The organism is Mycobacterium hubeiense, assembly GCF_002838065.1.
GTDB lineage: Bacteria > Actinomycetota > Actinomycetes > Mycobacteriales > Mycobacteriaceae > Mycobacterium > Mycobacterium hubeiense.
In genome coordinates this window covers 78,193-104,482 of the sequence record NZ_PIZU01000018.1, presented here as the reverse complement: position 1 = coordinate 104,482, position 26,290 = coordinate 78,193, and the positions used below count along the sequence as shown (strand labels likewise).

18 protein-coding genes and 1 riboswitch are annotated in these 26,290 nt (G+C 67.2%); of the genes, 16 read left to right on the top strand and 2 right to left on the bottom strand.

What is annotated here, in order from left to right:
- Positions 1–32 precede the first annotated feature (32 nt).
- From CWS39_RS15605 to gcvP, 13 genes are all read left to right on the top strand, one after another.
- Positions 33–1,673: an acetolactate synthase gene (locus CWS39_RS15605; protein WP_102143832.1), complete on the top strand. Its 1,641-nt coding sequence runs from the start codon at positions 33–35 to the stop codon at positions 1,671–1,673.
- Positions 1,674–1,684: 11 nt separating this feature from the next.
- Positions 1,685–2,530, top strand: coding sequence for a GNAT family N-acetyltransferase (locus CWS39_RS15600; RefSeq protein WP_102143831.1), 846 nt, complete (start codon positions 1,685–1,687; stop codon positions 2,528–2,530).
- Between the two features lie 4 nt (positions 2,531–2,534).
- On the top strand, positions 2,535–4,859 hold the full coding sequence (gene secA2 / locus CWS39_RS15595; RefSeq protein WP_102143830.1) for an accessory Sec system translocase SecA2: 2,325 nt from the start codon (positions 2,535–2,537) through the stop codon (positions 4,857–4,859).
- A gap of 9 nt (positions 4,860–4,868) precedes the next feature.
- On the top strand, positions 4,869–5,459 hold the full coding sequence (locus CWS39_RS15590; protein WP_102143829.1) for a CDP-alcohol phosphatidyltransferase family protein: 591 nt from the start codon (positions 4,869–4,871) through the stop codon (positions 5,457–5,459).
- On the top strand, positions 5,456–6,361 hold the full coding sequence (locus tag CWS39_RS15585) for a DUF881 domain-containing protein (RefSeq protein WP_102143828.1): 906 nt from the start codon (positions 5,456–5,458) through the stop codon (positions 6,359–6,361). Before CWS39_RS15590 ends, CWS39_RS15585 begins: the two co-directional genes overlap by 4 nt.
- A gap of 10 nt (positions 6,362–6,371) precedes the next feature.
- On the top strand, positions 6,372–6,704 hold the full coding sequence (locus CWS39_RS15580; RefSeq protein ID WP_102143827.1) for a small basic family protein: 333 nt from the start codon (positions 6,372–6,374) through the stop codon (positions 6,702–6,704).
- 3 nt (positions 6,705–6,707) lie between these two features.
- The gene (locus tag CWS39_RS15575) at positions 6,708–7,526 is read left to right on the top strand and encodes a DUF881 domain-containing protein (protein WP_102143826.1); all 819 of its coding nucleotides are present in this window, start codon (positions 6,708–6,710) and stop codon (positions 7,524–7,526) included.
- 17 nt (positions 7,527–7,543) lie between these two features.
- A complete protein-coding gene (gcvH, locus tag CWS39_RS15570) occupies positions 7,544–7,939 on the top strand; it encodes a glycine cleavage system protein GcvH (RefSeq protein WP_102143825.1) in 396 nt (131 codons plus the stop codon).
- A 174-nt stretch (positions 7,940–8,113) separates the two neighbouring features.
- Positions 8,114–8,596, top strand: a complete 483-nt coding sequence (gene garA / locus CWS39_RS15565; RefSeq protein WP_102143824.1) for a glycogen accumulation regulator GarA — start codon at positions 8,114–8,116, stop codon at positions 8,594–8,596.
- Positions 8,596–9,321 carry a transcriptional regulator FtsR gene (gene ftsR, locus CWS39_RS15560; protein ID WP_102143823.1) on the top strand — a complete coding sequence of 242 codons (726 nt, stop codon included), beginning with the start codon at positions 8,596–8,598 and terminating at the stop codon, positions 9,319–9,321. Before garA ends, ftsR begins: the two co-directional genes overlap by 1 nt.
- Positions 9,322–9,372: 51 nt before the next feature.
- Positions 9,373–9,867 (top strand): bifunctional nuclease family protein, encoded by a 495-nt coding sequence (locus CWS39_RS15555; protein WP_102143822.1) that lies wholly within the window; start codon positions 9,373–9,375, stop codon positions 9,865–9,867.
- A gap of 210 nt (positions 9,868–10,077) precedes the next feature.
- Complete coding sequence (locus tag CWS39_RS15550) at positions 10,078–10,713, top strand: MerR family transcriptional regulator (protein WP_102143821.1); 636 nt, start codon at positions 10,078–10,080, stop codon at positions 10,711–10,713.
- A 74-nt stretch (positions 10,714–10,787) separates the two neighbouring features.
- Positions 10,788–10,885: riboswitch (glycine riboswitch) on the top strand.
- A 139-nt stretch (positions 10,886–11,024) separates the two neighbouring features.
- Complete coding sequence (gene gcvP / locus CWS39_RS15545) at positions 11,025–13,871, top strand: aminomethyl-transferring glycine dehydrogenase (protein WP_102143820.1); 2,847 nt, start codon at positions 11,025–11,027, stop codon at positions 13,869–13,871.
- A gap of 8 nt (positions 13,872–13,879) precedes the next feature.
- Here the strand turns inward: gcvP and CWS39_RS15540 are convergent, their stop codons facing one another.
- Together CWS39_RS15540 and CWS39_RS15535 are read right to left on the bottom strand one after the other, a co-directional pair.
- Positions 13,880–14,620, bottom strand: coding sequence for a hypothetical protein (locus CWS39_RS15540; RefSeq protein ID WP_102143819.1), 741 nt, complete (start codon positions 14,618–14,620; stop codon positions 13,880–13,882).
- 69 nt (positions 14,621–14,689) lie between these two features.
- Positions 14,690–15,055, bottom strand: coding sequence for a hypothetical protein (locus CWS39_RS15535; protein ID WP_102143818.1), 366 nt, complete (start codon positions 15,053–15,055; stop codon positions 14,690–14,692).
- Positions 15,056–15,382: 327 nt separating this feature from the next.
- Between CWS39_RS15535 and pks2 the strand changes: the two genes are divergently transcribed.
- From pks2 to CWS39_RS15520, 3 genes are read left to right on the top strand one after another with little or no spacing between them, the layout of a single operon-like run.
- Positions 15,383–21,667: a sulfolipid-1 biosynthesis phthioceranic/hydroxyphthioceranic acid synthase gene (gene pks2, locus CWS39_RS15530; protein ID WP_102143817.1), complete on the top strand. Its 6,285-nt coding sequence runs from the start codon at positions 15,383–15,385 to the stop codon at positions 21,665–21,667.
- A gap of 40 nt (positions 21,668–21,707) precedes the next feature.
- Complete coding sequence (locus CWS39_RS15525) at positions 21,708–23,141, top strand: condensation domain-containing protein (RefSeq protein ID WP_102143816.1); 1,434 nt, start codon at positions 21,708–21,710, stop codon at positions 23,139–23,141.
- Positions 23,142–23,169: 28 nt separating this feature from the next.
- Entirely contained in the window at positions 23,170–26,211 is a 3,042-nt protein-coding gene (locus tag CWS39_RS15520; RefSeq protein WP_102143815.1) for an MMPL/RND family transporter, read from the top strand.
- Positions 26,212–26,290 lie beyond the last annotated feature (79 nt).

Here is a 26,290-nt window from a genome sequence, read left to right as displayed (position 1 = left end):
CTGCCTTGCCGACACCGCGCCCCTGACTACCAATGAGCATCGACGCTCCAACCACGGTCAACGCCGGACATCTGATCGCCCGTCGGCTCAAGGCCAGCGGCATCGACACGGTCTTCACACTCTCCGGCGGACATCTGTTCTCGATCTATGACGGCTGCCACGCCGAGGGCATCCGGCTGATCGACACCCGCCACGAACAGACTGCGGCGTTCGCCGCCGAAGGCTGGTCGAAGGTGACGCGGGTGCCGGGCGTGGCGGCGCTGACCGCAGGGCCCGGCGTCACCAACGGGATGAGCGCGATGGCGGCCGCCCAGCAGAACCAGTCACCGCTGGTGGTGCTGGGCGGCCGGGCGCCGGCGTTGCGCTGGGGGCAGGGGTCGCTGCAGGAGATCGACCACGTGCCGTTCGTGGCGCCGCTGGCGCGCTTCGCCGCGACCGCATCGTCGGCCGACGCCGTCGGCTCACTCATCGACGACGCGCTGCGGGCCGCGGTGGGCGCGCCCTCCGGGGTCGCGTTCGTCGACTTCCCGATGGACCACGTGTTCAGCGAGGCCCACGACGACGCTCGCCCCGGCGCATTGACCGAGCCGACCGCCGCCGCGGACCAGCCGGATGGCAATGCGCTGGAGGTGGCCACCCGACTGCTGGCCGAGGCGCAGCGGCCGGTGATCATGGCGGGCACCAATGTCTGGTGGGGCCATGGCGAGGCCTCCCTACTCAACCTCGCGGAACGGATGCGGATCCCGGTGCTGATGAATGGGATGGCTCGCGGGGTGGTGCCCGCCGACCACGAGCTGGCCTTCTCGCGGGCGCGGTCAAAAGCGTTGGGGGAGGCCGATGTTGCGCTGGTGATCGGTGTGCCGATGGACTTCCGGCTGGGCTTCGGCGGGGTGTTTGGTGCCGACACCCGCCTGATCGCCATCGACCGCGTCGCACCGGAGCGGGACCATCCGCGCGCCGTCGCCGCGGGCGTCTACGGCGATCTGACGACAATCCTGTCCGCGTTGGCGGCCTCCGCGGCGCCCGACCACGAGTCGTGGATCGGCGAGCTGCGGGCGGTGGAGAGCGCGGCGCGGGCCGCCGAGCAAGCCGAGCTCAGCGACGACCGCACCCCGCTGCACCCGATGCGGCTCTACGCCGAGCTCACGCCGCTGCTCGATCGCGACGCGATCATCGTGATCGACGCCGGCGACTTCGGCTCCTACGCCGGCCGGGTCATCGACAGTTATGTGCCCGGCGCATGGCTGGACAGCGGCCCGTTCGGCTGTCTGGGCTCGGGGCCGGGCTACGCGCTGGCCGCCAAACTGGCCCGGCCTGACCGCCAGGTGGTGCTGCTGCAGGGCGACGGGGCGTTCGGATTCTCGGGCATGGAATGGGACACGCTGGTGCGCCACGGCGTGCAGGTGGTGTCGGTGATCGGCAACAACGGCATCTGGGCGCTGGAGAAGCACCCGATGGAGATGCTGTACGGCTACTCGGTGGTCGCCGACCTGCGGCCCGGCACCCGCTACGACGAGGTCGTCAAAGCGCTGGGCGGGCACGGCGAGCTGGTGTCGACCCCGGCCGAACTGCGGCCCGCGCTGGAACGGGCGTTCTCGTCCGGGCTGCCCGCGGTGGTGAACACCCTGACCGATCCGACGGTGGTCTATCCGCGACGGTCGAACCTGGCCTGAGCGCGGCCCCCGTGGACGTCCGCCTACATCGGTCCTTCGACGAATTCCGGGCGATCGCGCAGCCGCTGTATCGCCGCGAGCCCGTCGCCCACACGGTCGAACTGACCGCGCTGCGCAGCCCGCCGCCGTCGGACACCGGCGACAATGCGGTGCTGCTGACGGCCTGGAACAACGGCGTCGCAATCGGTGCGGCAATGCAGGCACCGCCGTTTCCCTTGCTGTGCAACGGAATTCCCGTCGAGGCGGCACCCGCGGCCGCCTCCGAGCTATCGCCGGTGCGGCCCGCATTGCTCGGTGTGCGCGGGGAGCGGGCCCGGGCCACCGCGTTTGCCGACGCATGGTGCGACGCCACCGGCCACACCGCGACGCTGGCGGCCGAGGAGCGGCTCTACCGGCTGGCCACCTTGCGGGCGCCCGGCCGGGTGGCCGGTGAGTACCGGCAAGTCGGCGACGACGACCGTCGCCTGGTGGTCGACTGGCTCGACGCGTTCTTCGCCGAGACCGACGGCGGCCCATCGGATCCCGCCGCCCGGGGCCGCTTCATCGACACCGCGAATCAGCTGGGCGACCGGCTCCTGCTGTGGATCGCCGACGGCGTGCCGGTGAGCCTGGCGATGGTGCGCGCGCCGGTGGCGGGCGTCTCGCGGGTCGGGCCGGTGTTCACGCCGCACGAGTTACGCGGGCACGGCTACGGCTCAGCGGTCACTGCGGCCGCGGCCGAGCTGGCGTTGCGCAGCGGCGTCGCCGAAGTCGTGCTGTTCGCCGATCTGGCCAACCCGGTCTCCAACGCGATCTATCAGCGGATCGGGTTCGAAGCGGTGGGTGACTCGGTGCGCTACGGCTTCCGCGTACGGTAAATGTGTGGCGAAAACGAAGACCCGCACCTCAGGTCGTGTGAACAGCCGGTTCTGGAGGCTTCTCGGCGCCAGCACCGAGAAGGAGCAGAGCCGCTCGATGGCGCAGGTCCGCGCCTCGGCCGACTTTGACGAGAAAGCCGCCGACCTCGACGACGAGCAGCTGCGCAAGGCCGCCCAGCTGCTGAACCTCAAGGATCTCCACGACTCGGACGACATCCCGCAGTTCCTCGCGATCGCCAGGGAAGCGTCAGAGCGGACGACCGCGCTTCGTCCGTTTGACGTCCAGCTGCTGGGCGCGCTGCGCATGCTGGCCGGCGACGTGGTCGAGATGGCCACCGGTGAAGGTAAGACGCTGGCCGGTGCGATCGCCGCGGCCGGCTACGCGCTCGGTGGCCGCAGCGTGCACGTGATCACCATCAACGACTACCTGGCCCGCCGCGACGCGGAATGGATGGGGCCGCTGCTGGAGTCGTTGGGCCTGACCGTCGGCTGGATCACCGCCGACTCCACTGCCGAGGAACGTCGAAAAGCCTACGAGTGCAACGTCACCTACGCCTCGGTCAACGAGATCGGGTTCGACGTGCTGCGCGACCAACTGGTCACCGACGTCGAGGATCTGGTGTCACCCAACCCCGATGTGGCGCTCATCGACGAGGCCGACTCCGTGCTCGTCGACGAGGCGCTGGTGCCGCTGGTGCTGGCCGGCAGCAGCCACCGCGAAATGCCGAAGGTCGAGATCATCCGCCTGGTCGGTGAACTGATCCCCGGCAAGGACTACGACACCGACGCCGACGGCCGCAACGTGCACCTCACCGAGGCGGGCGCGCAGAAGCTGGAGGCCAAGCTCGGCGGCATCGACCTCTACTCCGAGGAACACGTCGGCACCACCCTGACCGAGATCAACGTCGCGCTGCACGCGCACGTGCTGCTGCAGCGCGACGTGCACTACATCGTGCGCGACGATGCCGTCCACCTGATCAACTCTTCCCGAGGGCGCATCGCAGCGCTGCAGCGCTGGCCCGACGGCCTGCAGGCCGCGGTCGAGGCCAAAGAGGGCATCGAAACCACCGAAACCGGCGAGGTGCTCGACACCATCACGGTGCAGGCCTTGATCAACCGGTACCTGACGGTGTGCGGGATGACCGGCACCGCGCTGGCCGCCGGTGAGCAGCTGCGACAGTTCTACAAGCTCGGCGTCTCACCAATTCCCCCGAATACTCCCAACATTCGTGAGGACGAGGCCGACCGCGTGTACATCACCGCGGCGGCGAAGAACGACGCGATCGTCGAGCACATCGCGGAGGTGCACGCGACCGGACAACCGGTGCTGGTCGGCACCCACGACGTCGCCGAATCCGAGGATCTGCATCGGCGATTGGTGAAGGCGGGTGTACCCGCGGTGGTGCTGAACGCCAAAAACGACGCCGAAGAGGCACGTGTCATCGCCGAGGCCGGCAAGCTGGGCGCGGTCACGGTGTCGACGCAGATGGCCGGGCGCGGCACCGACATCAGGCTGGGCGGCTCGGATGAGGCGGACCATGACGCGGTGGCCGAACTCGGCGGGCTGCACGTCATCGGCACCGGACGCCACCACACCGAACGGCTCGACAACCAGTTGCGCGGCCGAGCCGGTCGCCAGGGCGACCCGGGGTCGTCGGTGTTCTTCGCCAGCTGGGAGGACGACGTCGTCGCGGCGCATCTGGAGCCCAACAAACTGCCGATGGAGACCGACGAGAACGGCCGCATCGTCGCCGCCAAGGCACCGAGCCTGCTCGACCACGCCCAGCGCATCGCCGAAGGCCGGCTGCTCGACGTGCACGCCAACACCTGGCGCTATAACGAGCTCATCGCGCAGCAGCGCGCCATCATCGTGGAACGACGAGATACATTGCTGCGCACCGCAACTGCGCGGGAAGAGCTCGCCGAGCGGTCACCGGAGCGTTACGCCGAGCTGGCCGAGAAACTCTCCGAGGAGCGGCTGGAGAAGATCTGCCGGCTGATCATGCTGTATCACCTCGACCGTGGCTGGTGCGACCACCTGGCGTTTCTGGCCGACATCCGGGAGAGCATCCACCTGCGGGCGCTGGGCCGGCAGAATCCGCTCGACGAGTTCCACCGGATGGCGATCGATGCGTTCGCCTCGCTGGCCGCCGACGCGATCGAGGCTGCCCAGCAGACGTTCGAGACCGCCCCGTCGATCGAGGACGAGCCGGGCGTGGACCTGTCCAAACTGGCCCGGCCGACGTCGACGTGGACGTACATGGTGCACGACAACCCGCTGGCAGACGACACGATGTCGGCGCTGAGCCTGCCGGGCGTATTCCGCTAGGTTTTACGCATGGACCACGCGCCTGCGCGCGACCGGGTGCTCACCGTGCCCAATGTGTTGAGCGTGCTGCGCCTGGTGCTGGTCCCGGTCTTTTTGTGGCTGCTGTTGGTGGCGCACGCCAACGCGTGGGCGGTGGCCGTGCTCATGTTCAGCGGCTTCTCCGACTGGGCCGACGGCAAGATAGCCCGGCTGGTGGCCAATCAGTCGTCACGGCTGGGGGAGCTGCTCGACCCGCTGGTGGACCGGATCTACATGGTCACCGTGCCGATCGCGCTGGCGGTGCACGGCAGTGTGCCGTGGTGGATCGTGCTCACCCTGATCGGGCGCGACGCCGTCTTGGCGGCCACCCTGCCGGTGATCCGTCGTCGCGGCCTGACGGCACTGCCGGTGACCTACATCGGCAAAGCGGCTACCTTCGCCCTCATGTCGGGGTTCCCGTTGATCCTGCTCGGCCAGTGGGACGCGTTGTGGAGCCGCGTCATTTTGGCCTGCGGCTGGGCGTTTCTGATCTGGGGATTGGCGCTCTACCTGTGGTCCGGGGTGCTCTACCTCGTCCAGGTCGCGATGGTGGTGAGGCAACTTCCGAAGGCGGCGCCATGACTCTGCTCGGCGGCTACGACCCGGAGGCGGGGCGCAACGTCCACGAGGCGGGCGCGCCGAAGCTGATCCCGGTGCCGTCGCTGCTGCGTTCGCTGCTCACCGATCATCTGGATCCGGGCTATGCCGCCGCCGCGACGGCCCGGCGCGACGGCGCCGAACCGCGCAGCCGGTCACGGGAATGGATGTGGCGGGTGCTCGCCATGCTGGCCATCGCGACGGTGTCGGCGGCCGCTGTCGCGCAGGCGCAGTCGGTCGCGCCCGCCGCACGGGAGGCCCAGCACGTGTTGTCCGGCAGCGTGCGTGCCACGGAGGCCACCACCGATGAGCTCACCGCGCGTCGCGACGCATTGACCGCCCAGGTCGACGCCGAACGCCGCATACGGCTGGAGGGCGACGAGCGCGGCCGGCAGTTGCTCGGCAGTCTGGACGACGCGAACTTCGCGGCGGCCGCGACGCCGGTCGCCGGCCCGGGTTTGACGGTGACGATCACGGATCCCGGCATCTCGAAGGATCTCAGCGACGTGTCCAAAGAACGCCTGCCGGGCAGCCAGCAGGTGATCCTGGACCGCGACCTGCAACTGGTCGTCAATTCGCTGTGGGCCAGTGGCGCCGAGGCGATCTCGGTCGACGGTGTGCGCATCGGCGCGACCGTCACGATCCGGCAGGCCGGCGGCGGGATCCTGGTCGACAATCGACCGATCAGCAGCCCGTACGTCATTCTCGCCGTCGGACCGCCCAACACCATGCAGGACTCGTTCGAGCGCAGTCCCGCCCTGCAGCGGCTGCGGCTGCTGGAAACTTCCTACGGCGTGGGGGTGAGCGTCAGCGCCGGGGACAACGTCACCCTGCCCGCGGGGTCGGTGCGAGATATCAACTTCGGCAAGCAGATTGGACCGAGATGATCGGACACACATGATCGGAATCGCCGCACTTGTCATCGGCGTCGTGCTGGGTCTGGTATTCCGGCCCAGCGTGCCCGAGTTCGTGGAGCCGTACCTGCCGATCGCGGTGGTTGCCGCGCTGGACGCAGTGTTCGGCGGGTTGCGGGCTTACCTGGAACGGATTTTCGACTCGAAGGTGTTCGTGGTGTCCTTCGTGTTCAACGTGTTGGTCGCTGCGCTCATCGTCTATGTCGGTGATCAGCTCGGGGTGGGCACGCAACTGTCGACGGCGATCATCGTGGTGCTCGGTATACGGATCTTCGGCAACGCAGCCGCCTTGCGGCGCAGACTGTTTGGTGCATAGGCCATGAGTGAAAAGCCCGAACACGAGCTGGGATCCGAGCATCACGGCAAACACGAGTTGCCCGCCGAAAAGACACCTGCCCCGATCGGCGAGCTGCAACCCGGCGGTGTGCGCGGTATCCTGCGGCGGGGCCGCTCGCAGCTCGTGTTCGGCGCGCTGGCTGTGCTGTTGTGCATCGTGCTCGGCGTCGCGATCGTCACTCAGGTGCGGCAGAACGAATCTGGCGATTCGCTCGAAACGGCGCGCCCGGCCGACCTGCTGGTGCTGCTGGATTCGCTGCAGCAGCGGGAGGCCGCGCTGAACACCGAAGTGGCGGATCTGCAGCGAACGCTTGCGTCGCTGGAGGCCTCGGGCAGCAGCGATCAGGCGGCCATCGAGAACGCTCAGGCGCGGCTGGCCGCACTGTCCATCCTGATCGGCACGGTTGCCGCGACCGGTCCCGGCGTGACGCTCACCATCGACGATCCCGCGCCAGGGGTGGCGCCCGAGACGATGCTGGACGTGATCAACGAGCTGCGCGCCGCGGGCGCCGAAGCCTTGGAAATCCGCGGGGGAGCCGCGGCCGTGCGCGTCGGCGTGGAGACCTGGGTGGGCGGCGCCCCAGGGGCGCTGATCGTCGACGGCGCGACCCTGGGCCCGCCGTATTCCGTTCTGGCCATTGGGGATCCGCCCACGCTTGCCGCGGCGATGAACATCCCCGGCGGGGCGATGGACAGCATCGAACGCGTCGGCGGCAAGATGGCGATGCAGCAGGCCGAACGCGTGGACGTGACCGCCTTGCGGCAACCGAAACCCCGCCAATACGCTCAGCCCGTCAAGTGAGCTAGCCAAGGAGCGCCGTGAGCGAGATCCCGTCCGACCTGTACTACACCGCCGAACACGAGTGGGTGCTGCGCACCGGTGACGACACCGTACGGGTGGGTATCACCGACTACGCCCAGTCCGCGCTGGGCGACGTGGTGTTCGTCCAGTTGCCGGATGTGGGCGCCGACGTGACAGCGGGCGAATCGTTCGGCGAAGTGGAGTCCACCAAGTCGGTGTCGGACCTTTACGCGCCCGTCACCGCGAAAGTCGTTGCGGTCAACGGGGATCTGGAAGGCAGCCCGCAGTTGGTCAACTCCGATCCCTACGGCGAGGGCTGGCTGGTGGAACTGCAGGCCGACTCCGGGGCGCTGGCGGCCGGGCTGGCCCAGCTGCTCGACGCGCAGGGCTACCGCGCCACCGTGACCGAATGAGGAGTTGTTAGGGTTCACCCCGATCGGTTCGACCGGCGGGCGCGATGAAACATCGCACGCGGATCCGGCGGTGGTGGACACAATGAGGTCCACCGCGCGGTACGGTCGACCTGATACGGACGACGGCTGGGGGTCCGGCCGGGTATCGCCACAGCAGCCAGTGAGGAGCAGCGGGTGACGGAGAAGGACAGCAACTCGGGGGCTGACCAGACGTCTGACGAAGTCACTGTGGAGACGACATCGGTTTTCCGCGCCGACTTCCTCAACGAACTGGACGCGCCCGCCGCCGCGGGCACCGAGAGTGCGGTATCGGGTGTCGAGGGACTGCCGCCCGGGTCGGCGCTGCTCGTCGTCAAGCGCGGCCCCAACGCCGGTTCGCGCTTCCTGCTCGACCAGCCGACCACGTCGGCCGGTCGCCATCCCGACAGCGACATCTTCCTCGACGACGTGACCGTCAGCCGCCGGCATGCGGAGTTCCGCCTGGAGGGCGGCGAGTTCCAGGTTGTCGACGTGGGCAGCCTCAATGGCACCTACGTCAACCGCGAGCCCGTCGACTCGGCGGTGCTGGCCAACGGCGACGAGGTGCAGATCGGCAAGTTCCGGCTGGTGTTTTTGACCGGCCCCAAGAGCGACGACGAAAGCGGACCAGGCAGCTAGTGACCGCCCCCGACAGACCCGCGCTGAACGGGATGTCGATCGGAGCGGTCCTCGATCTGCTACGACCGGACTTCCCGGACGTGACCATCTCCAAGATCCGGTTCTTGGAGGCCGAAGGGCTGGTCACGCCAGAGCGCACGGCGTCGGGTTACCGACGGTTCACCGCGTATGACTGCGCACGGCTGCGCTTCATCCTGACCGCCCAGCGGGATCACTATCTGCCGTTGAAGGTGATCAAGGCCCAGCTGGATGCGCAGCCCGACGGCGAGCTGCCCCAGACCGGATCCCCTTACGGGGTACCGCGTTTGGTTCCGGTCGACAGCAGCGACGCCGAGGGCGGCGTGCCGCCGAATCAGGCCCGGCTGCGCCGTGAGGACCTGCTGTCGCGGTCCGGCGTCTCCGAAGACCTGCTCAACGAGCTGATCAGGGCGGCGGTGATCAAACCGGGCCCGGCGGGGTTCTTCGACGAGCACTCGGTGGTGATCGCGCAGTGCGCGCGGGCGCTGGCCGACTACGGCGTGGAGCCGCGGCACCTGCGGGCGTTTCGCTCGGCGGCCGACCGGCAGTCCGACCTGATCGCGCAGATCGCCGGACCGGTGGTCAAGGCGGGCAAGGCCGGCGCCCGGGACCGTGCCGATGACCTGGCCCGTGAGGTGGCGGCGTTGGCGATCACATTGCACACGTCGTTGATCAAGTCGGCGGTGCGCGACGTTCTTGATCGCTGAGGATTAGACTCGTTTTGACGGCTAGCACAGTGGTGCGGAGGGCAGACACAGATGGCTGAGGTTCGTGTGGTCGGCATTCGCGTTGAGCAGCCCCAAAACCAGCCGGTGCTGCTGCTACGCGAATCCAACGGTGACCGTTACCTGCCGATCTGGATCGGCCAGTCGGAGGCCGCGGCGATTGCGCTCGAGCAGCAGGGGGTCGAGCCGGCGCGCCCGCTGACCCACGACCTGATCCGAGATGTCATTGCCGCGCTTGGCCATTCACTCAAAGAGGTCCGCATCGTCGATCTGCAAGAGGGCACGTTCTACGCCGACCTGATCTTCGACCGCGATATCAAGGTGTCGGCTCGGCCGTCGGACTCGGTGGCGATCGCGCTGCGCGTCGGCGTGCCGATCTACGTGGAGGAGGCGGTGCTCGCCGAGGCCGGGCTGCTGATTCCCGACGAGAGCGACGAGGAACCCGCCGGCGCGGTCCGCGAGGACGAGGTGGAGAAGTTCAAGGAATTCCTCGACAGCGTGTCGCCCGACGATTTCAAGGCCACGTGAGCCTGCTTGATCACGGATGCGTCTCAACTGAGACCTTCGCCCTCGACACGCGGCGCCGGTTTCTGCGAACGGTGAATCGGGCAGCCATACTTTGATGGCGACGGGCCGTACGGGCCCGGCGGGAAGCGTATGCTCGATACATTCGAGCTGGTAGTAGATGTGCGTCCGCGCAGGTCACAGACGCAGGTTCGATCGGCGAGAGGATTCGAAGTGGAAGACAAGCCACGCCAAGAGCAGCTGGATCTGTCCACCGAGACCGAAACTGCGAGCGAATCTGCGACACCCACCGCCACGGCCCCCAGCGAGCCCGTGCAGGCCGGTCTTTTCCCCGACGACTCGGTGCCTGACGAGCTGGTGGGCTACCGCGGGCCCAGTGCCTGCCAGATCGCCGGCATCACCTACCGCCAGCTGGACTACTGGGCCCGCACCTCGCTGGTGGTGCCGTCCATCCGAAGCGCGGCGGGCTCGGGCAGCCAGCGGCTGTATTCGTTCAAAGACATCCTGGTGCTCAAGATCGTGAAGCGGTTGCTGGACACCGGCATTTCGCTGCACAACATCCGGGTCGCCGTCGAGCATCTGCGCCAGCGCGGCGTGCGCGACCTGGCCAACATCACGCTGTTCTCCGACGGCACCACCGTCTACGAATGCACCTCCGCCGAGGAAGTGGTGGACCTGCTGCAGGGCGGTCAGGGCGTGTTCGGCATCGCAGTGTCGGGCGCCATGCGAGAACTGACCGGTGCGATCGCCGATTTTCCGGGTGAGCGCGCCGACGGCGGCGAGTCGATCGCCACGCCGGAGGACGAACTGGCTTCCCGGCGCAAGCACCGCGACCGCAAGATCGGCTGACCCGGCGATTTCGGCGTCGTTGGTCGCGGCCAGCGCAACCCAGCGCGCCCAAGTCGGTAGAATCAGCGGCGCATCGCCCTTGTGCGGGAGAGTTCCGTGACCGCCAGCCACGGACGCCGAAGGAGCAATACCTCTCCGTCAACCTCTCAGGCACCCGGACCGCGCAGGGCCCCGATGCCTCTGGAAAGTGGTGAGCCCTGGGCTTGCCCGCCCATGGGGAAAGGCGCTTCGCGCCGAATCTCTCAGGCGCCCGCGACGGGTTGACGACAGAGGGAGAGGACCATCGGTTCCTGCCTCGGGAGTGCTCGCCAGTGTTCGACCACAATCAACCGTCCTTCGCCGACCGGCACATCGGGCCCGATGCGGACAATGTTGCGGCCATGCTCAAGACGATCGGCGTCGGATCGCTCGACGAACTCGCCGAGCAGGCGCTGCCGGTCGGCATCCTCGACGCGTTGTCCGCGCAGGGCATAGCACCCGGCCTCGACCAGTTGCCGCCTCCGGCCACCGAAACCGAAGCGCTGGACGAGCTGCGTGCGCTGGCCGACGCCAACACCGTCGCCGTATCCATGATCGGTCAGGGCTATTACGACACACTCACGCCACCGGTGTTGCGGCGCAACATACTTGAGAATCCGGCCTGGTACACCGCCTACACCCCGTATCAACCGGAGATCAGCCAGGGGCGGCTGGAGGCGCTGCTGAACTTCCAGACCATGGTGTCCGACCTCACCGGCCTGGAGGTCGCCAACGCATCGATGCTCGACGAGGGCACCGCGGCCGCCGAGGCGATGACGCTGATGCACCGGGCGACAAAGGGTTCGTCGAACCGGTTGGCCGTCGACACCGACGTGTTCGCCCAGACTGCGGCGGTGCTGGCCACCCGCGCCGAGCCGCTGGGCATCGAAATCGTCAGCGCCGACCTGCGTCAGGGGCTGCCCGACGGCGAGTTCTTCGGCGTCATCGCACAGCTGCCCGGTGCCAGCGGCAGCGTCGTCGACTGGACCGAGCTGGTGACCCAGGCGCACGACCGCGGCGCACTGGTGGCCGTCGGCGCCGACCTGCTGGCGCTGACGCTGATCGCCCCGCCCGGCGACATCGGCGCCGACGTCGCCTTCGGCACCACCCAACGTTTCGGTGTGCCAATGGGTTTCGGTGGCCCGCACGCCGGCTACCTGGCGGTGCACGCCCAACACGCGCGGCAGCTGCCCGGTCGCCTCGTCGGAGTGTCGGTCGACGCCGACGGCACCCCGGCGTATCGACTTTCACTGCAGACCCGTGAACAGCACATCCGCCGCGACAAGGCGACCAGCAACATCTGCACCGCGCAGGTGCTCTTGGCGGTGATCGCGGCGATGTACGCCAGCTACCACGGCGCCGACGGCCTCACCGGTATCGCGCGTCGGGTGCATGCGCGCGCGCGTGCGCTGGCGGCGGGACTGAGCGCGGCCGGCGTCGAGGTGGTGCACAGCGCGTTCTTCGACACCGTGTTGGCGCGGGTGCCGGGCCAGGCCCCGGCCGTGCGGGACAAGGCCAAATCGCGCGGCATCAACGTCTGGCTCGTCGACGACGACCACGTGTCGATCTCGTGCGACGAGGCCACCACCACGGCGCACGTCGAGGCGGTGCTGGCGGCGTTCGGGGCAGTCCCGGCGCAGGAGAAGGCCGACACCGTCGATATCACGACCCGGACGTCGGAGTTCCTCACCCACCCGGCATTCACCCGCTACCGCACCGAAACCGAGATGATGCGGTACCTTCGCACACTGGCCGACAAGGATATCGCGTTGGACCGCAGCATGATTCCGCTCGGATCGTGCACCATGAAGCTCAACGCCGCCGCCGAAATGGAGCCGATCACCTGGCCGGAATTCGCCCGCCAGCATCCTTTCGCCCCGGCGTCCGACACACCCGGCCTGCGCAAGCTGATCGCCGATTTGGAGGCGTGGCTCACCCAGATCACCGGCTACGACGCAGTCTCGCTGCAGCCCAACGCCGGGTCGCAGGGGGAGTACGCGGGCCTACTGGCGATTCGCGCCTACCACACCGACCGCGGCGAAGGAGACCGCGACGTCTGCCTGATCCCGTCCAGCGCGCACGGCACCAACGCGGCGTCGGCGGCGCTGGCCGGTATGCGCGTCGTGGTGGTGGCCTGCCGCGCGAACGGCGACGTCGACCTCGACGACCTTCGCGCCAAGGTGACCGAACACGCGGATCGCCTTGCGGCACTGATGATCACCTACCCGTCGACGCACGGCGTATACGAGCACGACATCGCCGACATCTGCGCGGCGGTGCACGACGTCGGCGGCCAGGTGTACGTCGACGGCGCCAACCTCAACGCGCTGGTGGGCCTGGCGCGGCCCGGTCGGTTCGGCGGCGACGTCAGCCACCTCAATCTGCACAAGACATTCTGCATTCCGCACGGCGGGGGCGGGCCCGGCGTCGGTCCCGTCGCGGTGCGCTCACACCTGGCCCCGTATCTTCCGGGACATCCGCTCGCCGACGAATTGCCCAGCGAACACACGGTTTCCGCGGCGCCCTACGGGTCGGCGTCGATCTTGCCGATCACGTGGGCCTACATCCGGATGATGGGCGCGGCCGGTCTGCGCGCGGCCTCGCTGACGGCGATCGCGTCGGCCAATTACATCGCGCGCCGCCTCGACGAGTACTACCCGGTGCTCTACACCGGGGAGAACGGCATGGTGGCCCACGAATGCATATTGGATTTGCGGGGGATCACCAAGTCGACCGGCGTCACCGTCGACGATGTGGCAAAGCGCTTGGCCGACTATGGGTTCCACGCGCCGACGATGAGCTTTCCGGTGGCAGGCACGCTCATGGTCGAGCCGACCGAGAGTGAAAGCCTGGCCGAGATCGACGCGTTCTGCGACGCGATGATCGCGATTCGCGCGGAGATCGACCGCGTCGGATCGGGGGAGTGGCCCGTGGACGACAACCCGCTGCGCGGCGCCCCGCACACGGCGGACTGCCTGCTGGTGTCCGACTGGGATCATCCCTACACCCGGGAAGAGGCCGCTTATCCATTGGGCAAGGGATTCCGGCCGAAGGTCTGGCCACCGGTGCGGCGCATCGACGGCGCCTACGGCGACCGCAACCTGGTCTGCTCGTGCCCGCCGGTGGAAGCGTTTGCCTGACCGCGGCGCTAGCGAAGCACCTTGGGCTGCTGGAACCACTTGACCTTCTGCCGCCACGCATGGGCCGCGGCCAAGGCGAAGATGGCGCCGCATCCGCAGGCGAACAACCACGTGAGGGCGACCCCGAACGAATTCTGGAACGGCGGGACGAACGCCGTGGTGATTCGCACGACGCAGGCCAGGATCCCGCTGGCCGACGCGATCAGGTACACATTGGCGATGTTCCGCGAGCGCGGGTCTTTGCGCAGGATCAACAGCGCGCGGGAACCGTAGACGAGCAGGTAGATGAGCGTCCCGCAGAGCAGGAGCCAGTACATGTTCAGCCAGAAGTCGGTCGGAACCGTGAAGAAGTCCGACCGGTAGATCCGCGCACCATTACCCACCGAGAAGGTGGCGAGCAGGATCGGGATGCACAACGTCGCGGGCCGTTCGACGTACTGCTTGAACGACGCCTGGATGGTGTCGTCGTCGGAAAGCCGGCCCAGCGCGTTGTAGACGATCGCGGACGCCGCCACGATGTAGCAGTCGTGGCCGATGTAGTCCTCGATGTTCCACTTGCCGGTGAGGTCGTGCAGGAATACGCCCAGGGTTTCCGAGGCAAACGGTGACATCAGCGCCACGGCCATCCCTTGCAGCGCGATGTTGAGGGTGGCGGCGACCTCCCACCGGCAGTGCCAGGTGACTCGCCGGATCCACAGACTCCACGCAATGGATGCGAGGGTGATGACGATGAGTGCGGTAAGTGCCACTGGGAACCTATAGCTACCTCGTCCGAGGGGTGGCCGATGGCGCCCACCCGTCCCCCCTGCCGATGTACCTTACAGCGGCGGCGCGTCGGCTCGCGGGCGCATCTCGGAAATTTTCGTCTGCTTAGCCGGAGTTTTCGTCGCGGCCGTCGTTCCTGAGGTCGCCGAACGCGAGCCGCTGATCTCTTCGGCCAATGACGTGATCTCTTCAGGGTCGATGAACCGGTAGCGGGTCAGCAGCTCGGCGCGGTTGATACCAAGGTTCGTCGCGGCTTTGCGCAGATTGTCCGCGGTGATCAAGGTGCCCTTGTCGAGCTGGTCGTAGTACGTCGACCGCGGCAGCTCCATTGCGGTCCAGATTTCCTCCTTGCTGAGTGTTCGGCCAGCCAGGTAGGAGAGCACGGCGGCGAGATCCTTGCCGGTGTCATCGGGGTACACACGTATACCATATCCGGTTTTCTGGACCCTCGAACCAGATCAGCAAACTCCAGCGCAATTGCTGAGCCGGATCATCTAAGTTTTAAGAGGAAACATCCAATACACCGGACATCCAGTGCTAGCATCGCCGCATGGGAGCCCTCCCGACCAGCGGGTTTGGCAGGGGTTTCCGCTCCAACCGTGCCGTCGCGTCGGCCGGAGAAGAAGGCAATCGAAAGGCGAACGGGGTTCCGAGAGGCCCCGGTACGGCCCGCAATGCTGCCGGCCATGCAACACAGCAGAAATTCGATCTGGTTCCCGTATAGGGCGCTGAAGGAGTGGATGTAGGTGGGCGAAACCCGTCGTACGCACGTTGCTGTAATCGGGATCGGCTGTCGTCTTCCAGGCGGTATCGACTCGCCCGACCAACTTTGGGATGCTTTGCTGCGCGGTGCCAACCTGGTCACCGAGGTACCCCCCGATCGGTGGGATGTCGACGAGTACTACGACCCCGAGCCGGGTGTGCCGGGTCGATCTGTCTCCCGCTGGGGCGCGTTCCTCGATGATGTCGCCGGCTTCGATCCCGAGTTCTTCGGGATCGGCGAGCGGGAGGCGACCGCGATCGATCCCCAGCACCGCCTGCTGTTGGAAACCTCCTGGGAGGCCGTCGAACACGCCGGCATCAACCCGACGACGCTGCATGGCTCGTTGACCGGAGTATTCGTCGGATTGACCCACGGCGACTACGAGCTGCTCTCCGCCGACGCCCATGTCGCGGAAGGCCCGTACGGCTTCACCGGCACCAATTTCAGCATGGCGTCCGGGCGGATTGCCTACACGCTGGGCGCTCACGGTCCGGCGGTCACGGTCGACACGGCCTGCTCCTCTAGCCTGCTCGCGCTGCACCTTGCCTGCCGCAGTCTGCAGCAGGGCGAGAGCGACCTGGCCATCGCGGGCGGCGCAACGGTCACCCTGGATCCCCGCAAGTCGACGTCCGGTTCGGCGCAGGGCATGCTGTCGCCGACGGGACGCTGCCACGCCTTCGACGCCGCCGCAGACGGATTCGTCGCGTCCGAGGGCTGCGCGGTGGTGCTTGTGAAGCGGTTGTCCGATGCGATGGCCGACGGTGACCGGATACTCGCGGTGATCCGTGGCACGGCCGCAAATCAGGACGGCCGCACGGTGAACATCGCGACACCGTCGCTGGATGCGCAGGTCGCCGCGTACCGGGCGGCGTTGGCGGCGGCCGAGGTGGACGCCGGCTCGATCGGCATGGTGGAAGCCCACGGCACCGGCACGCCGGTGGGTGATCCGATCGAATACGCCAGCCTGGCAAGGGTTTATGGGACCGAGGGTCCCTGCGCGCTCGGTTCGGTGAAGACCAACTTCGGCCACGGCCAGTCCGCCTCCGGCGCGATGGGTCTGGTGAAGGCCATCCTCGCGCTGCAGCACGGGGTGGTTCCCCAGAACCTGCATTTCACACGGCTCCCAGACGATCTCGCCAAGATCGACACCGAACTTTTTGTGCCACAGGCCAACACGCCCTGGCCGACCAATGGCCGTCACCCGCGCCGGGCCGCGGTGTCCTCATATGGTTTGTCGGGCACCAACGTGCACGCCATCATCGAGCAAGCACCAGAACAAGCGTCAGAGCAGCAGCCCGAGCCTGCGGTGTCGAAAACCGCTGGGCCGCTGATATTCCCGATATCGTCGACATCCCCCGACGAACTTCGCCGGACCTCGGGCCGGCTGGCCGATTGGCTCGACCAGCATGGCAGCGGCACGCCGCTGGCGGATCTCGGCTATACCCTGTCGCGACGACGTGCGCATCGGCCGGTGCGCACGGCCGTGATCGCCGAGGACTGCGAACAATTGACCTCGGCGTTGCGTGAGATCGCCGAGGGTGACTCGCCCTATCAGGCGGCGGTCGGGCAGGATGACCGCGGACCGGTGTGGGTGTTCTCGGGCCAGGGTTCGCAGTGGGCGGCCATGGGCGCGGCCCTGCTGGCGTGCGAACCGGTGTTCGCGGAAACGGTTGCGCAGGCCGAACCGTTGATTGCGCGCGAGTCGGGATTCTCGGTGACCGAGGCGATGTCGGCGCCTCAGACCGTGACCGGTATCGACCGGATCCAGCCGACGCTGTTCACCATGCAGGTGGCGCTGGCCGCGACATTGCGTTCCTACGGCGTGGTGCCCGGCGCAGTGATCGGGCACTCGCTCGGCGAGGCGGCAGCGTCCGTCGTCGCCGGTGCGTTGTCGCTCGAGGACGGTGTGCGGGTGATCTGCCGCCGCTCACGACTGATGTCGACGATCGCGGGTTCCGGCGCGATGGCGTCGGTGGAACTTCCTGCTGCACAGGTGCTTTCGGAGCTCGCCGCGCGTGGCATATCCGATGTCGTGCTGTCGGTGGTGGCGTCGCCACAGTCGACCGTCGTCGGTGGCGCCACCCAATCGGTCCGTGAGCTCGTCGCCGCGTGGGAGCAGCGCGAGGTGATGGCCCGCGAGGTCGCGGTCGACGTCGCGTCACACTCACCGCAAGTCGATCCGATACTCGACGAACTTATCGACGCGCTGGCGGATCTCACACCGGCGCAACCCACGGTGCCGTATTACTCGGCGACATTGTTCGATCCCCGTGACCGGCCCGCCTGGGACGCGGACTACTGGGCCGACAATCTGCGCCACACGGTGCGGTTCGCTGCAGCCGTCCAGGCCGCGTTGGAAGACGGATACCGCGTGTTCGGTGAACTGGCGCCGCACCCGCTGTTGACGCACGCTATCGATCAGACGGCCCGCAGTCTGGACATACCGCTGGCAGCTCTCGCGGGGATGCGTCGTGAGCAGGAGATGCCGTACGGACTACGGGGTTTCGTCACGGATCTGCACTGTGCGGGCGCGGCCGTCGACTTTTCCGTGATGTACCCGCATGGGCGGCTGGTCGACGCGCCGCTTCCCACGTGGACCCACCGCCGGCTGCTGTTGTCCCGCGACAGCCATGACATTCCGGCGCACGGCGCGTCGACGGTGCCCGTGCATCCGTTGTTGGGCCATCACGTGCGCTTGCCGGAGGAGCCGGAACGTCATGTGTGGCAGGCGGATATCGGGACCGAGGCGCAGCCGTGGCTCGGTGATCACCAGGTACACGAGGTGGCGGCGCTGCCCGGCGCTGCGTACTGTGAGATGGCGCTGGCTGGGGCTCGAGCTGTGCTCGGCGACGGGGCAGAGGTCCGGGACATCCGCTTCGAGCAGATGTTGTTGCTCGACGACGAGACCCCGGTGTCGGCCGTCGCTACCGTGTCGGCGCCCGACAGTGTCGATTTCGTGGTCGAGACCGCACAGGACGGGGAAACCGCACGACGAGCGAGTGCGGTACTGCATACGGCCGAGGACCAAGCGCAGCCGCCCACCTACCACATGTCCGAGCTCCTCGAGGCACACCCGACCCGGGTAGAGGGTGCCGAGATGCGAAAGTGGTTCGACCAGGCGGGAATCCAGTACGGTCCTGCATTCGCGGGGCTGACGGCGGTGGGTGTTCCGGAGGGGACGGTCAGCAGCGTGTTGGCCGAGGTTGCATTGCCGGGCCCGATTCGCTCGCAGCAGGGCGCCTACAACGTGCATCCCGCCCTGCTCGACGCCTGCTTCCAGTCGGTCGCGGCACATCCGGACGTGCAGGGCGCCTCCGCCGGCGGACTCTTACTGCCGTTGGGTGTGCGCCGGCTGCGGGCCTACAGCTCGACTCGCAACGCCCACTACTGCTACGCCCGGGTGACCGGGGCCGATGCCACGGGAATCGAGGCCGACCTCGATGTGCTCGATGAGCATGGCGCGGTCTTGCTGGCGATTGAGGGATTACGGCTGGGCACTGGTGATTCGGAGAACGCGCGGCGCAATCGCGTGCTCAATGATCGGCTGCTGACCATCGACTGGCAGCAGCGCGAGTTGCCGCCGGCGGATCACCACGGCGGGGAGGCATGGCTGCTGATCGACACGTCGGAGACCGGTGACGAGATGGCAGGGCAGCTCGCCGAGGCGTTGAAACATGCAGGAGCGCAATGCAGCACGATGAACTGGCCCGTCGACGCCGACCATGACGCCAACGCTGAACGTTTGGCCGGCGCACTCGGTGTCGGTGGCTTCGCCGGCTTGATCGTCCTCGCCGCACCGCCAGGTGGCGCGGACGATCAGTGTGCGGTGCGTGGCCGCGAACAGGTCGCGCATCTGGTGCGTATCGCGCGGGGACTGCCCGACGTTCCGGGTGAGCCGACGCGACTGTATGTGATGACCAGGGATGCCCAGACGGTAGTGCCCGGCGATGTGGCCAACCTGGAGCAGGCCGGACTCCGTGGACTGATGCGGGTGATCGGTACCGAACATCCGCACCTGCGTGCCAGCCAGATCGACGTCGACAAGGACGCCGACGCCTCGCAGCTTGCGCAGCAACTGCTCGGCGGCTCGGAGGAGGATGAGACCGCCTGGCGCAACGGGCAGTGGTACACGGCGCGACTGTGCCCGACACCGCTGCGTCCGGAGGAGCGTCACACCGCCGTCGTCGAAGCGGAGCGGGACGGCCTGCGTCTGCAGATCCGCACTCCCGGCGACCTCGAGTCGATGGAACTCGTTGCGTTCGAACGGATTCCGCCGGGTCCCGGCCAGATCGAGGTCGCAATCACCGCGTCGAGTATCAACTTCGCGGACGTTCTGGTCACGTTCGGCCGGTACCCGAGTTTCGAGGGACACCTGCCGCAATTGGGCACCGACTTCGCGGGCGTGGTGACCGCGGTCGGACCGGATGTGACGACGCATCGAGTCGGCGACCACGTCGGCGGCATGTCGCCCGACGGCTGCTGGGCGACATTTGCCACCTGCGACGCCGACCGGGCGGTGACCCTTCCGGCCGGGCTGAGCGACGGGGACGCCGCCGCCGTGACCACAGCGCACGCCACCGCCTGGTACGGGCTGCACGACCTGGCCCGCATCTCGGCGCGTGACAAGGTGCTGATCCATTCCGCCACCGGTGGGGTCGGACAGGCGGCGATGGCGATCGCTCGCGCAGCGGGGGCGCAGATCTTCGCCACGGCGGGCAGCGCGGATCGTCGAGACATGTTGCGCGACATGGGTATCGAGCACGTCTATGACTCCCGCAGCGTCGATTTCGCCGAGCAGATCCGCCGCGACACCGACGGGTACGGCGTGGACATCGTGCTCAACTCGCTGCCGGGCGCAGCGCAGCGTGCGGGATTGGAGCTGCTGGCCTTCGGCGGGCGCTTCGTCGAGATCGGTAAGCGCGACATCTATGGCGATACCCGGTTGGGCCTGTTCCCATTCCGCCGCAACCTGTCGTTCTATGCCGTGGATCTGGGCTTGCTCTCGGTCAGCCATCCCGACACGGTCCGCGACCTGCTTCGCACGGTCTACGAGTCGATCGTGGACGGCACGCTACCGATTCCGCACAGCACCCATTACCCGCTGGCGGAGGCCGCCACCGCGATCCGGTCGATGAGTGCCGCACAGCACACCGGAAAGTTGGTGCTCGACATTCCCCACACCGGAGCGCATAGCGTCGCCGTGCCGCCCGAGCAAGCGAAGGTCTTCCGTTCCGACGGCGCCTACATCATCACCGGCGGCCTCGGCGGACTCGGGCTGTTCTTCGCCGAGAAGCTGGCGGCGGCCGGTTGCGGCCGCATCGTGCTCAACGGCAGGTCGCAGCCGAACGTCCGCGCCCAGGAGATCATCGAGCTAATCCGTGCGACGGGCGCGGACATCGAGGTGGAATGCGGTGACATCGCCGATGCCGCAACGGCGCAACGCCTCGTAGCCTGCGCGAGGGCCACCGGGCTTGCCGTGCGCGGCGTGCTGCACGCCGCCGCCGTTGTCGAGGACGCCACGTTGGCCAACATCACCGACGAGCTCATAGACCACGACTGGGCGCCCAAGGTCTATGGGGCGTGGAACCTGCACCAAGCCACCGCAGATCAGCCGCTGGACTGGTTCTGCTCGTTCTCGTCGGCGGCCGCACTTGTCGGCTCCCCAGGGCAGGGCGCCTACGCCGCGGCCAACAGTTGGCTGGACGCTTTCTCACACTGGCGCCGGGCTCAGGGGTTGCCGGCCACCGCGATCGCGTGGGGGGCGTGGGCCGAGATCGGTCGCGCCACCGCACTGGCCGAAGCGTCGGAGACCGCGATCACTCCCGACGACGGCGCTCACGCGTTCGAGACGTTGGTGCGCCATTCCCGCGCCTACAGCGGCTACGCGCCGATTCTGGGTGCGCCGTGGCTCGCGGATTTCGCACAGCGCAGCAAGTTCGCGGAGCTGTTCGCCTCGATGGGTCAAAAGCGCGCGGACACTGGGAAATTCCGGGCCGAGCTGAACGCATTGCCGCGGGAGGAGTGGCCGACCCGGTTGCGCAGGCTGGTCTCTGAGCAGGTCGGCCTGATACTGCGGCGCTCCATCGATCCGGATCGTCCGCTACCCGAATACGGCCTGGACTCGTTGAGCAGCCTGGAACTGCGGACCCGCATCGAAACCGAGACGGGAATCCGGATCACGTCCACCGACATCACCACCGTGCGCGGCTTGGCCGAGTACCTGTGCGACAAGCTCGCGCCGGCCGAGGACGCGGCGACATCGTCGTGACGGCAGGCAGTCACAACAGCACACATCGGAGGAGATCGGGTTGCGCATCGGGCCAGTGGAACTAGCGACAATCGACGAATGGGAGCCACCACCGGGTTCGGTCGTCTCGTGGCACCCGACGCCGGCGTCATTTGCCAAGGCCCAGCAAGCGCCGATCAGCGACGTGCCGCCCAGCTACATCCAGGCACGGCATCTCCGCAGCCTGGTCGAGCAAGCGGCCAGGGGGCTCGACCACTCGCGACTGCTGATCGCCGTGTGCAAGGTCAACGGCCGCTGCGACGTCCGCGCGATGACGTACGTGATCAACGCCCACCTTCGGCGACACGACACCTACCGCAGCTGGTTTGACTACGTCGACGACGATCACATCGTCCGCCACAGCATCGCCGATCCCGCCGATATCGAGTTCGCGCCGACCAGACACGGTGAGATGACGTCGGCCGAGCTGCGGGATCTCGTTGTGTCCACGCCGGATTCGCTGCACTGGGATTGCTTCAGGTTCGGCATCATCCAGAGCGCCGACCACTTCACCTTCTACGCGAGCATGGATCACCTGCACGCCGACGGGCGGTTCGTCGGCCTGGGGCTGATGGAATTCCAAATGATGTATGCCGCGCTGATCTCCGGCGCACCACCCGTACAGCTGCCCGATGCCGGCAGCTACGAGGACTATTGCGTCCGCCAGCGGCGCGACACGTCCGCGTTGACGCTGGACTCACCCGAGGTGGGCGCATGGATCGAGTTCGCCGAGAACAACGACGGGACCTTTCCGGATTTCCCACTGCCGCTGGGTGATCGATCACAACCCTGTGCGGGCGACCTTGTCGCTACCACGCTGATGGACTCCGAACAGACCCACCGATTCGAAGTAGCCTGCGTCGACGCGGGCACCCGTTTCATCGGTGGCTTGCTGGCGTGCATTGCGCTGGCAACACACGAATTGACCGGCGCGGAAACGTATTACGGACTCACTCCGATCGATACCCGAAGCACGACCGCCGATCAGACGACCCAGGGCTGGTACACCGGCCTGATACCGGTCACCGTGCCGATCGTCGCCACGTCGTTCGCTGAAACCGCCCGTGCGGCACAGGAATCCTTCGACTCGGGTATTGCGCTGGCACACGTGCCGTTCGAGCGGGTGGTGGAGCTGGCGCCCTGGTTGAGCAAACCCCAACCACTCTTTCCCATGCTCAACTTCTTCGACGCGGCGGTCGGGCCGCTCGCGCCGCTGCTCAACAGCCTCTCGGCGGATGTGCAGGTCGCCGCCTACAGCGACGGCAGGATCACCTACCCCCTCAACACCCTTGTCGGCCGGTTCGACGAGACCGGGGTGACGGTGATGTTCCCGAAGAATCCCGTTGCCCGCGAATCTGTTTCCCAGTACTTGGCGACGTTCAAGGCGGCATGCGCCCGCGTCGCCGACGGCCGCGGGGCCGAACCTCTGCGGAACCTCATCGAGGTTCCCCGTTAGCAAAGGTGGTCCGACTGCGATCTTGAGGATGTTGAGGATTACGGAGTTCCTACGCCGACGCCGCGTGGGACAGTCGACCGGCAGGGCCGGCAGCAGTGGCATCTTCGGCCCGCTGGGCGATTTCGTCGTGCGTTGGCCGTGGGTGGTCATCGCGTGCTGGATCGCACTCGCGGTCGCCCTGCCGCTGACGCTGCCCTCGCTGAAGGAGATGTCCGAGCGCAATCCGGTCGCCATCCTGCCGGCCGACGCGCCGGCGACGGTCGCGGCGCGGGAGATGGCTGCGGCGTTCGAGCAATCCGGGTCCGAGAACGTCGTCGTCGCGGTGCTGGTCAACGAGGAGGGACTGAGCGCCGACGACGAAACCGCGTACCGCACACTGGTGGACGCGCTGCGCCGCGAAGCCCGCGATGTGGTGATGCTTCAGGACTTCATCACCACCCCGCCTCTGCGGGACGCGATGACGAGCAAGGACCACAAGGCCTGGCTACTGCCGATCGGCCTCGACGGCGATCTGGCGTCACCCCGCGGCAAGGAGGCCTACGCCAACGTCGCGGGCGTCGTCGAGCGCACCGTGGCAGGTTCCGACCTGACGGTGCATTTGACCGGACCGGCCGTCACCGTCGCCGACCTCAACCATGCCGGCGAACGGGACAGGCTGCGGATCGAACTCGCCATCACCGTCCTGCTGTTCGGCATCTTGCTGGTGATCTACCGCAATCCGGTGACCATGCTGCTGCCGTTGATCACTATCGGCATATCGGTGGTGGTGGCGCAGGCCGTGGTGGCCGGACTCGGGCTTCTCGGGTTGGGCATCGCGAATCAGACCATCATCTTCATGAGCGGGATGATGGTCGGCGCCGGAACCGATTACGCCGTCTTCCTCATCAGCCGCTATCACGACTTCATCCGACTCGGGGCCGCGCCCGAGCAAGCAGTGAAGAAGGCGCTGGCTTCGATCGGCAAGGTGATAGCCGCGTCGGCGGCCACCGTCGCGGTCACGTTCCTGGGAATGGTGTTCGCCCGGCTGGGGGTGTTCTCCACCTGTGGGACGGCCTTGGCGGTAGCCATCGCGGTGGCGTTCCTTGCCGCCGTGACACTGCTGCCGGCGATCCTTGTGCTCGCCGGTTCACGGGGTTGGATCGCGCCCCGACGCGACCTCACCAGTCGGTTCTGGCGCCGGTCGGGAGTCCGAATTGCCCGGCGGCCCAAGGCCTATCTGGTCGGCAGCATGGTGGCGCTGATCGTGCTGGCCAGCTGTGCCGGTCTGATGCGATTCACCTACGACGACCGCAAAACGCTGCCGTCGACCTCCGACAGCTCGGTCGGATACGCGGCACTGGAACGCCATTTCCCGATCAACTCGATCATCCCCGAGTACATCGTCATCCAGTCGCCGATCGACTTGCGTTCGCCGCAGGCTCTCGCCGACCTGGAACAGATGGCCGGGCGGGTGAGCCAGCTGCCTGACGTTGCCGCGGTCACCGGCATCACCCGACCGACGGGACAGCCGCTGGAACAAGCCACCGCGACATATCAGGCCGGTGAAGTCGGCGCAAAGTTGGGCGACGGGGCCAAGATGATCACCGGCCACACGGGTGACCTCAACAAGCTGGCCAGCGGCGCCGACACGTTGGCCGACAGCCTCGGCAGCGTGCGCGGTCAAGTCGGCCAGGCCGTGATCAGCGTGCGGGGACTGATCGACGCCCTGGCCTATGTTCAAACGCTTTTCGGTGGCGACAAGACGCTCAAGCAAATCGACACGGCGGCACGGCTTGTCACCGGCATGCGCGAACTCGGCGACGCCATCCTGGCCAACCTCGACCACATCGAGCAGAACTTCGACTGGGCCAATCCGGTGCTGACGGCGCTCGACGCCAGCCCGATCTGCGGGATCGACCCCGCCTGCAACACCGCGCGCATCGAACTGCGGCGGCTTTCCACGGCACGCGAAGACGGCAGCTTGGCCAAGATCGCCGATCTCGCGCGCCAACTGCAAGCGACGCGCGGGGCGAACACCCTCGGGGCCACGCTGACGGGGTTGACCCAAGCGCTGGAAGGCGCCGCCGACGCCATGCGCGCCTCGGGACTGGACAACCCCGGCAGCTTGCAGACGCGCCTGGCCACCCTGCAGGAGGGCGCCAACACTCTCGCGGAGGCGAGTCGACAGGTGGCCGATGGCGTTGCGCAGCTCGTCGACCAGACCAAGCAGATGGGCGCGGGTCTCAGCGACGCGTCGGCCTTCTTGCTGGCGATGAAGCACGATGCGTCGACGCCCGCGATGGCTGGGTTCTATGTTCCGCCTCAGGTGCTGAACCTCGACGAGTTCAAGAGGGCCGCCGCGGCCTTCATCTCGCCCGACGGACATACTGCCCGATACCTGGTGCAGACGGACCTCAATCCCTTCAGTACCGAGGCGATGGACCAGGTCAACGCGATCACCGCGACGGCTCGGGGAGCCCAGCCGAACACCGCGCTGGCCGACGCCTCGATATCGATGTCGGGGTTTCCCGTCATGCTGCGCGATACGCGCGACTACTACAACCACGACATCCGACTGGTCATCATCACGACCATCATCGTCGTCTTGCTGATTTTGATCGCACTGCTGCGAGCCATCGTCGCACCGATATATCTGATCGCTTCGGTGATCGTCTCGTATTTGTCTGCGCTCGGAGTTGGCGTAATTCTTTTTCAATTCATTCTCGGACAGGAATTGCATTGGAGCGTACCCGGGCTGGCCTTCATCATATTGGTGGCGGTGGGCGCCGATTACAATATGTTGCTGATTTCCCGTATTCGCGATGAATCTCCCCTTGGAATCCGTTCTGGTGTCATTCGCACAGTGGGATCTACTGGTGGCGTTATTACCGCAGCCGGCTTGATTTTCGCTGCGTCGATGTTCGGATTGCTGTTTGCCAGCATCGGTAACGTCGTGCAAGGTGCGTTCGTCGTCGGGGTGGGCCTGCTGCTGGACACCTTCTTGGTGCGCACCGTCACGGTGCCCGCCACGGCCGTTCTCGTCGGCCGGGCGAACTGGTGGCCGTCACGATTGGGGAACCGGCTGGTCTGATTCTGGAACACCCAAATTAGTTGGTGTGCTTGGCATTTCGCGCACCAACATTTTGTGCTGCGCAAAATCAGGCAAGGCG

What these genes read in the sequence shown, in the direction of transcription:
- CWS39_RS15605 (WP_102143832.1), top strand. Translation starts at nt 33, where the DNA reads ATGAGCATCGACGCTCCAACCACGGTCAACGCCGGACATCTGATCGCC.
- CWS39_RS15590 (WP_102143829.1), top strand. Translation starts at nt 4,869, where the DNA reads ATGGACCACGCGCCTGCGCGCGACCGGGTGCTCACCGTGCCCAATGTG.
- CWS39_RS15585 (WP_102143828.1), top strand. Translation starts at nt 5,456, where the DNA reads ATGACTCTGCTCGGCGGCTACGACCCGGAGGCGGGGCGCAACGTCCAC.
- CWS39_RS15580 (WP_102143827.1), top strand. Translation starts at nt 6,372, where the DNA reads ATGATCGGAATCGCCGCACTTGTCATCGGCGTCGTGCTGGGTCTGGTA.
- CWS39_RS15575 (WP_102143826.1), top strand. Translation starts at nt 6,708, where the DNA reads ATGAGTGAAAAGCCCGAACACGAGCTGGGATCCGAGCATCACGGCAAA.
- CWS39_RS15555 (WP_102143822.1), top strand. Translation starts at nt 9,373, where the DNA reads ATGGCTGAGGTTCGTGTGGTCGGCATTCGCGTTGAGCAGCCCCAAAAC.
- CWS39_RS15520 (WP_102143815.1), top strand. Translation starts at nt 23,170, where the DNA reads ATGTTGAGGATTACGGAGTTCCTACGCCGACGCCGCGTGGGACAGTCG.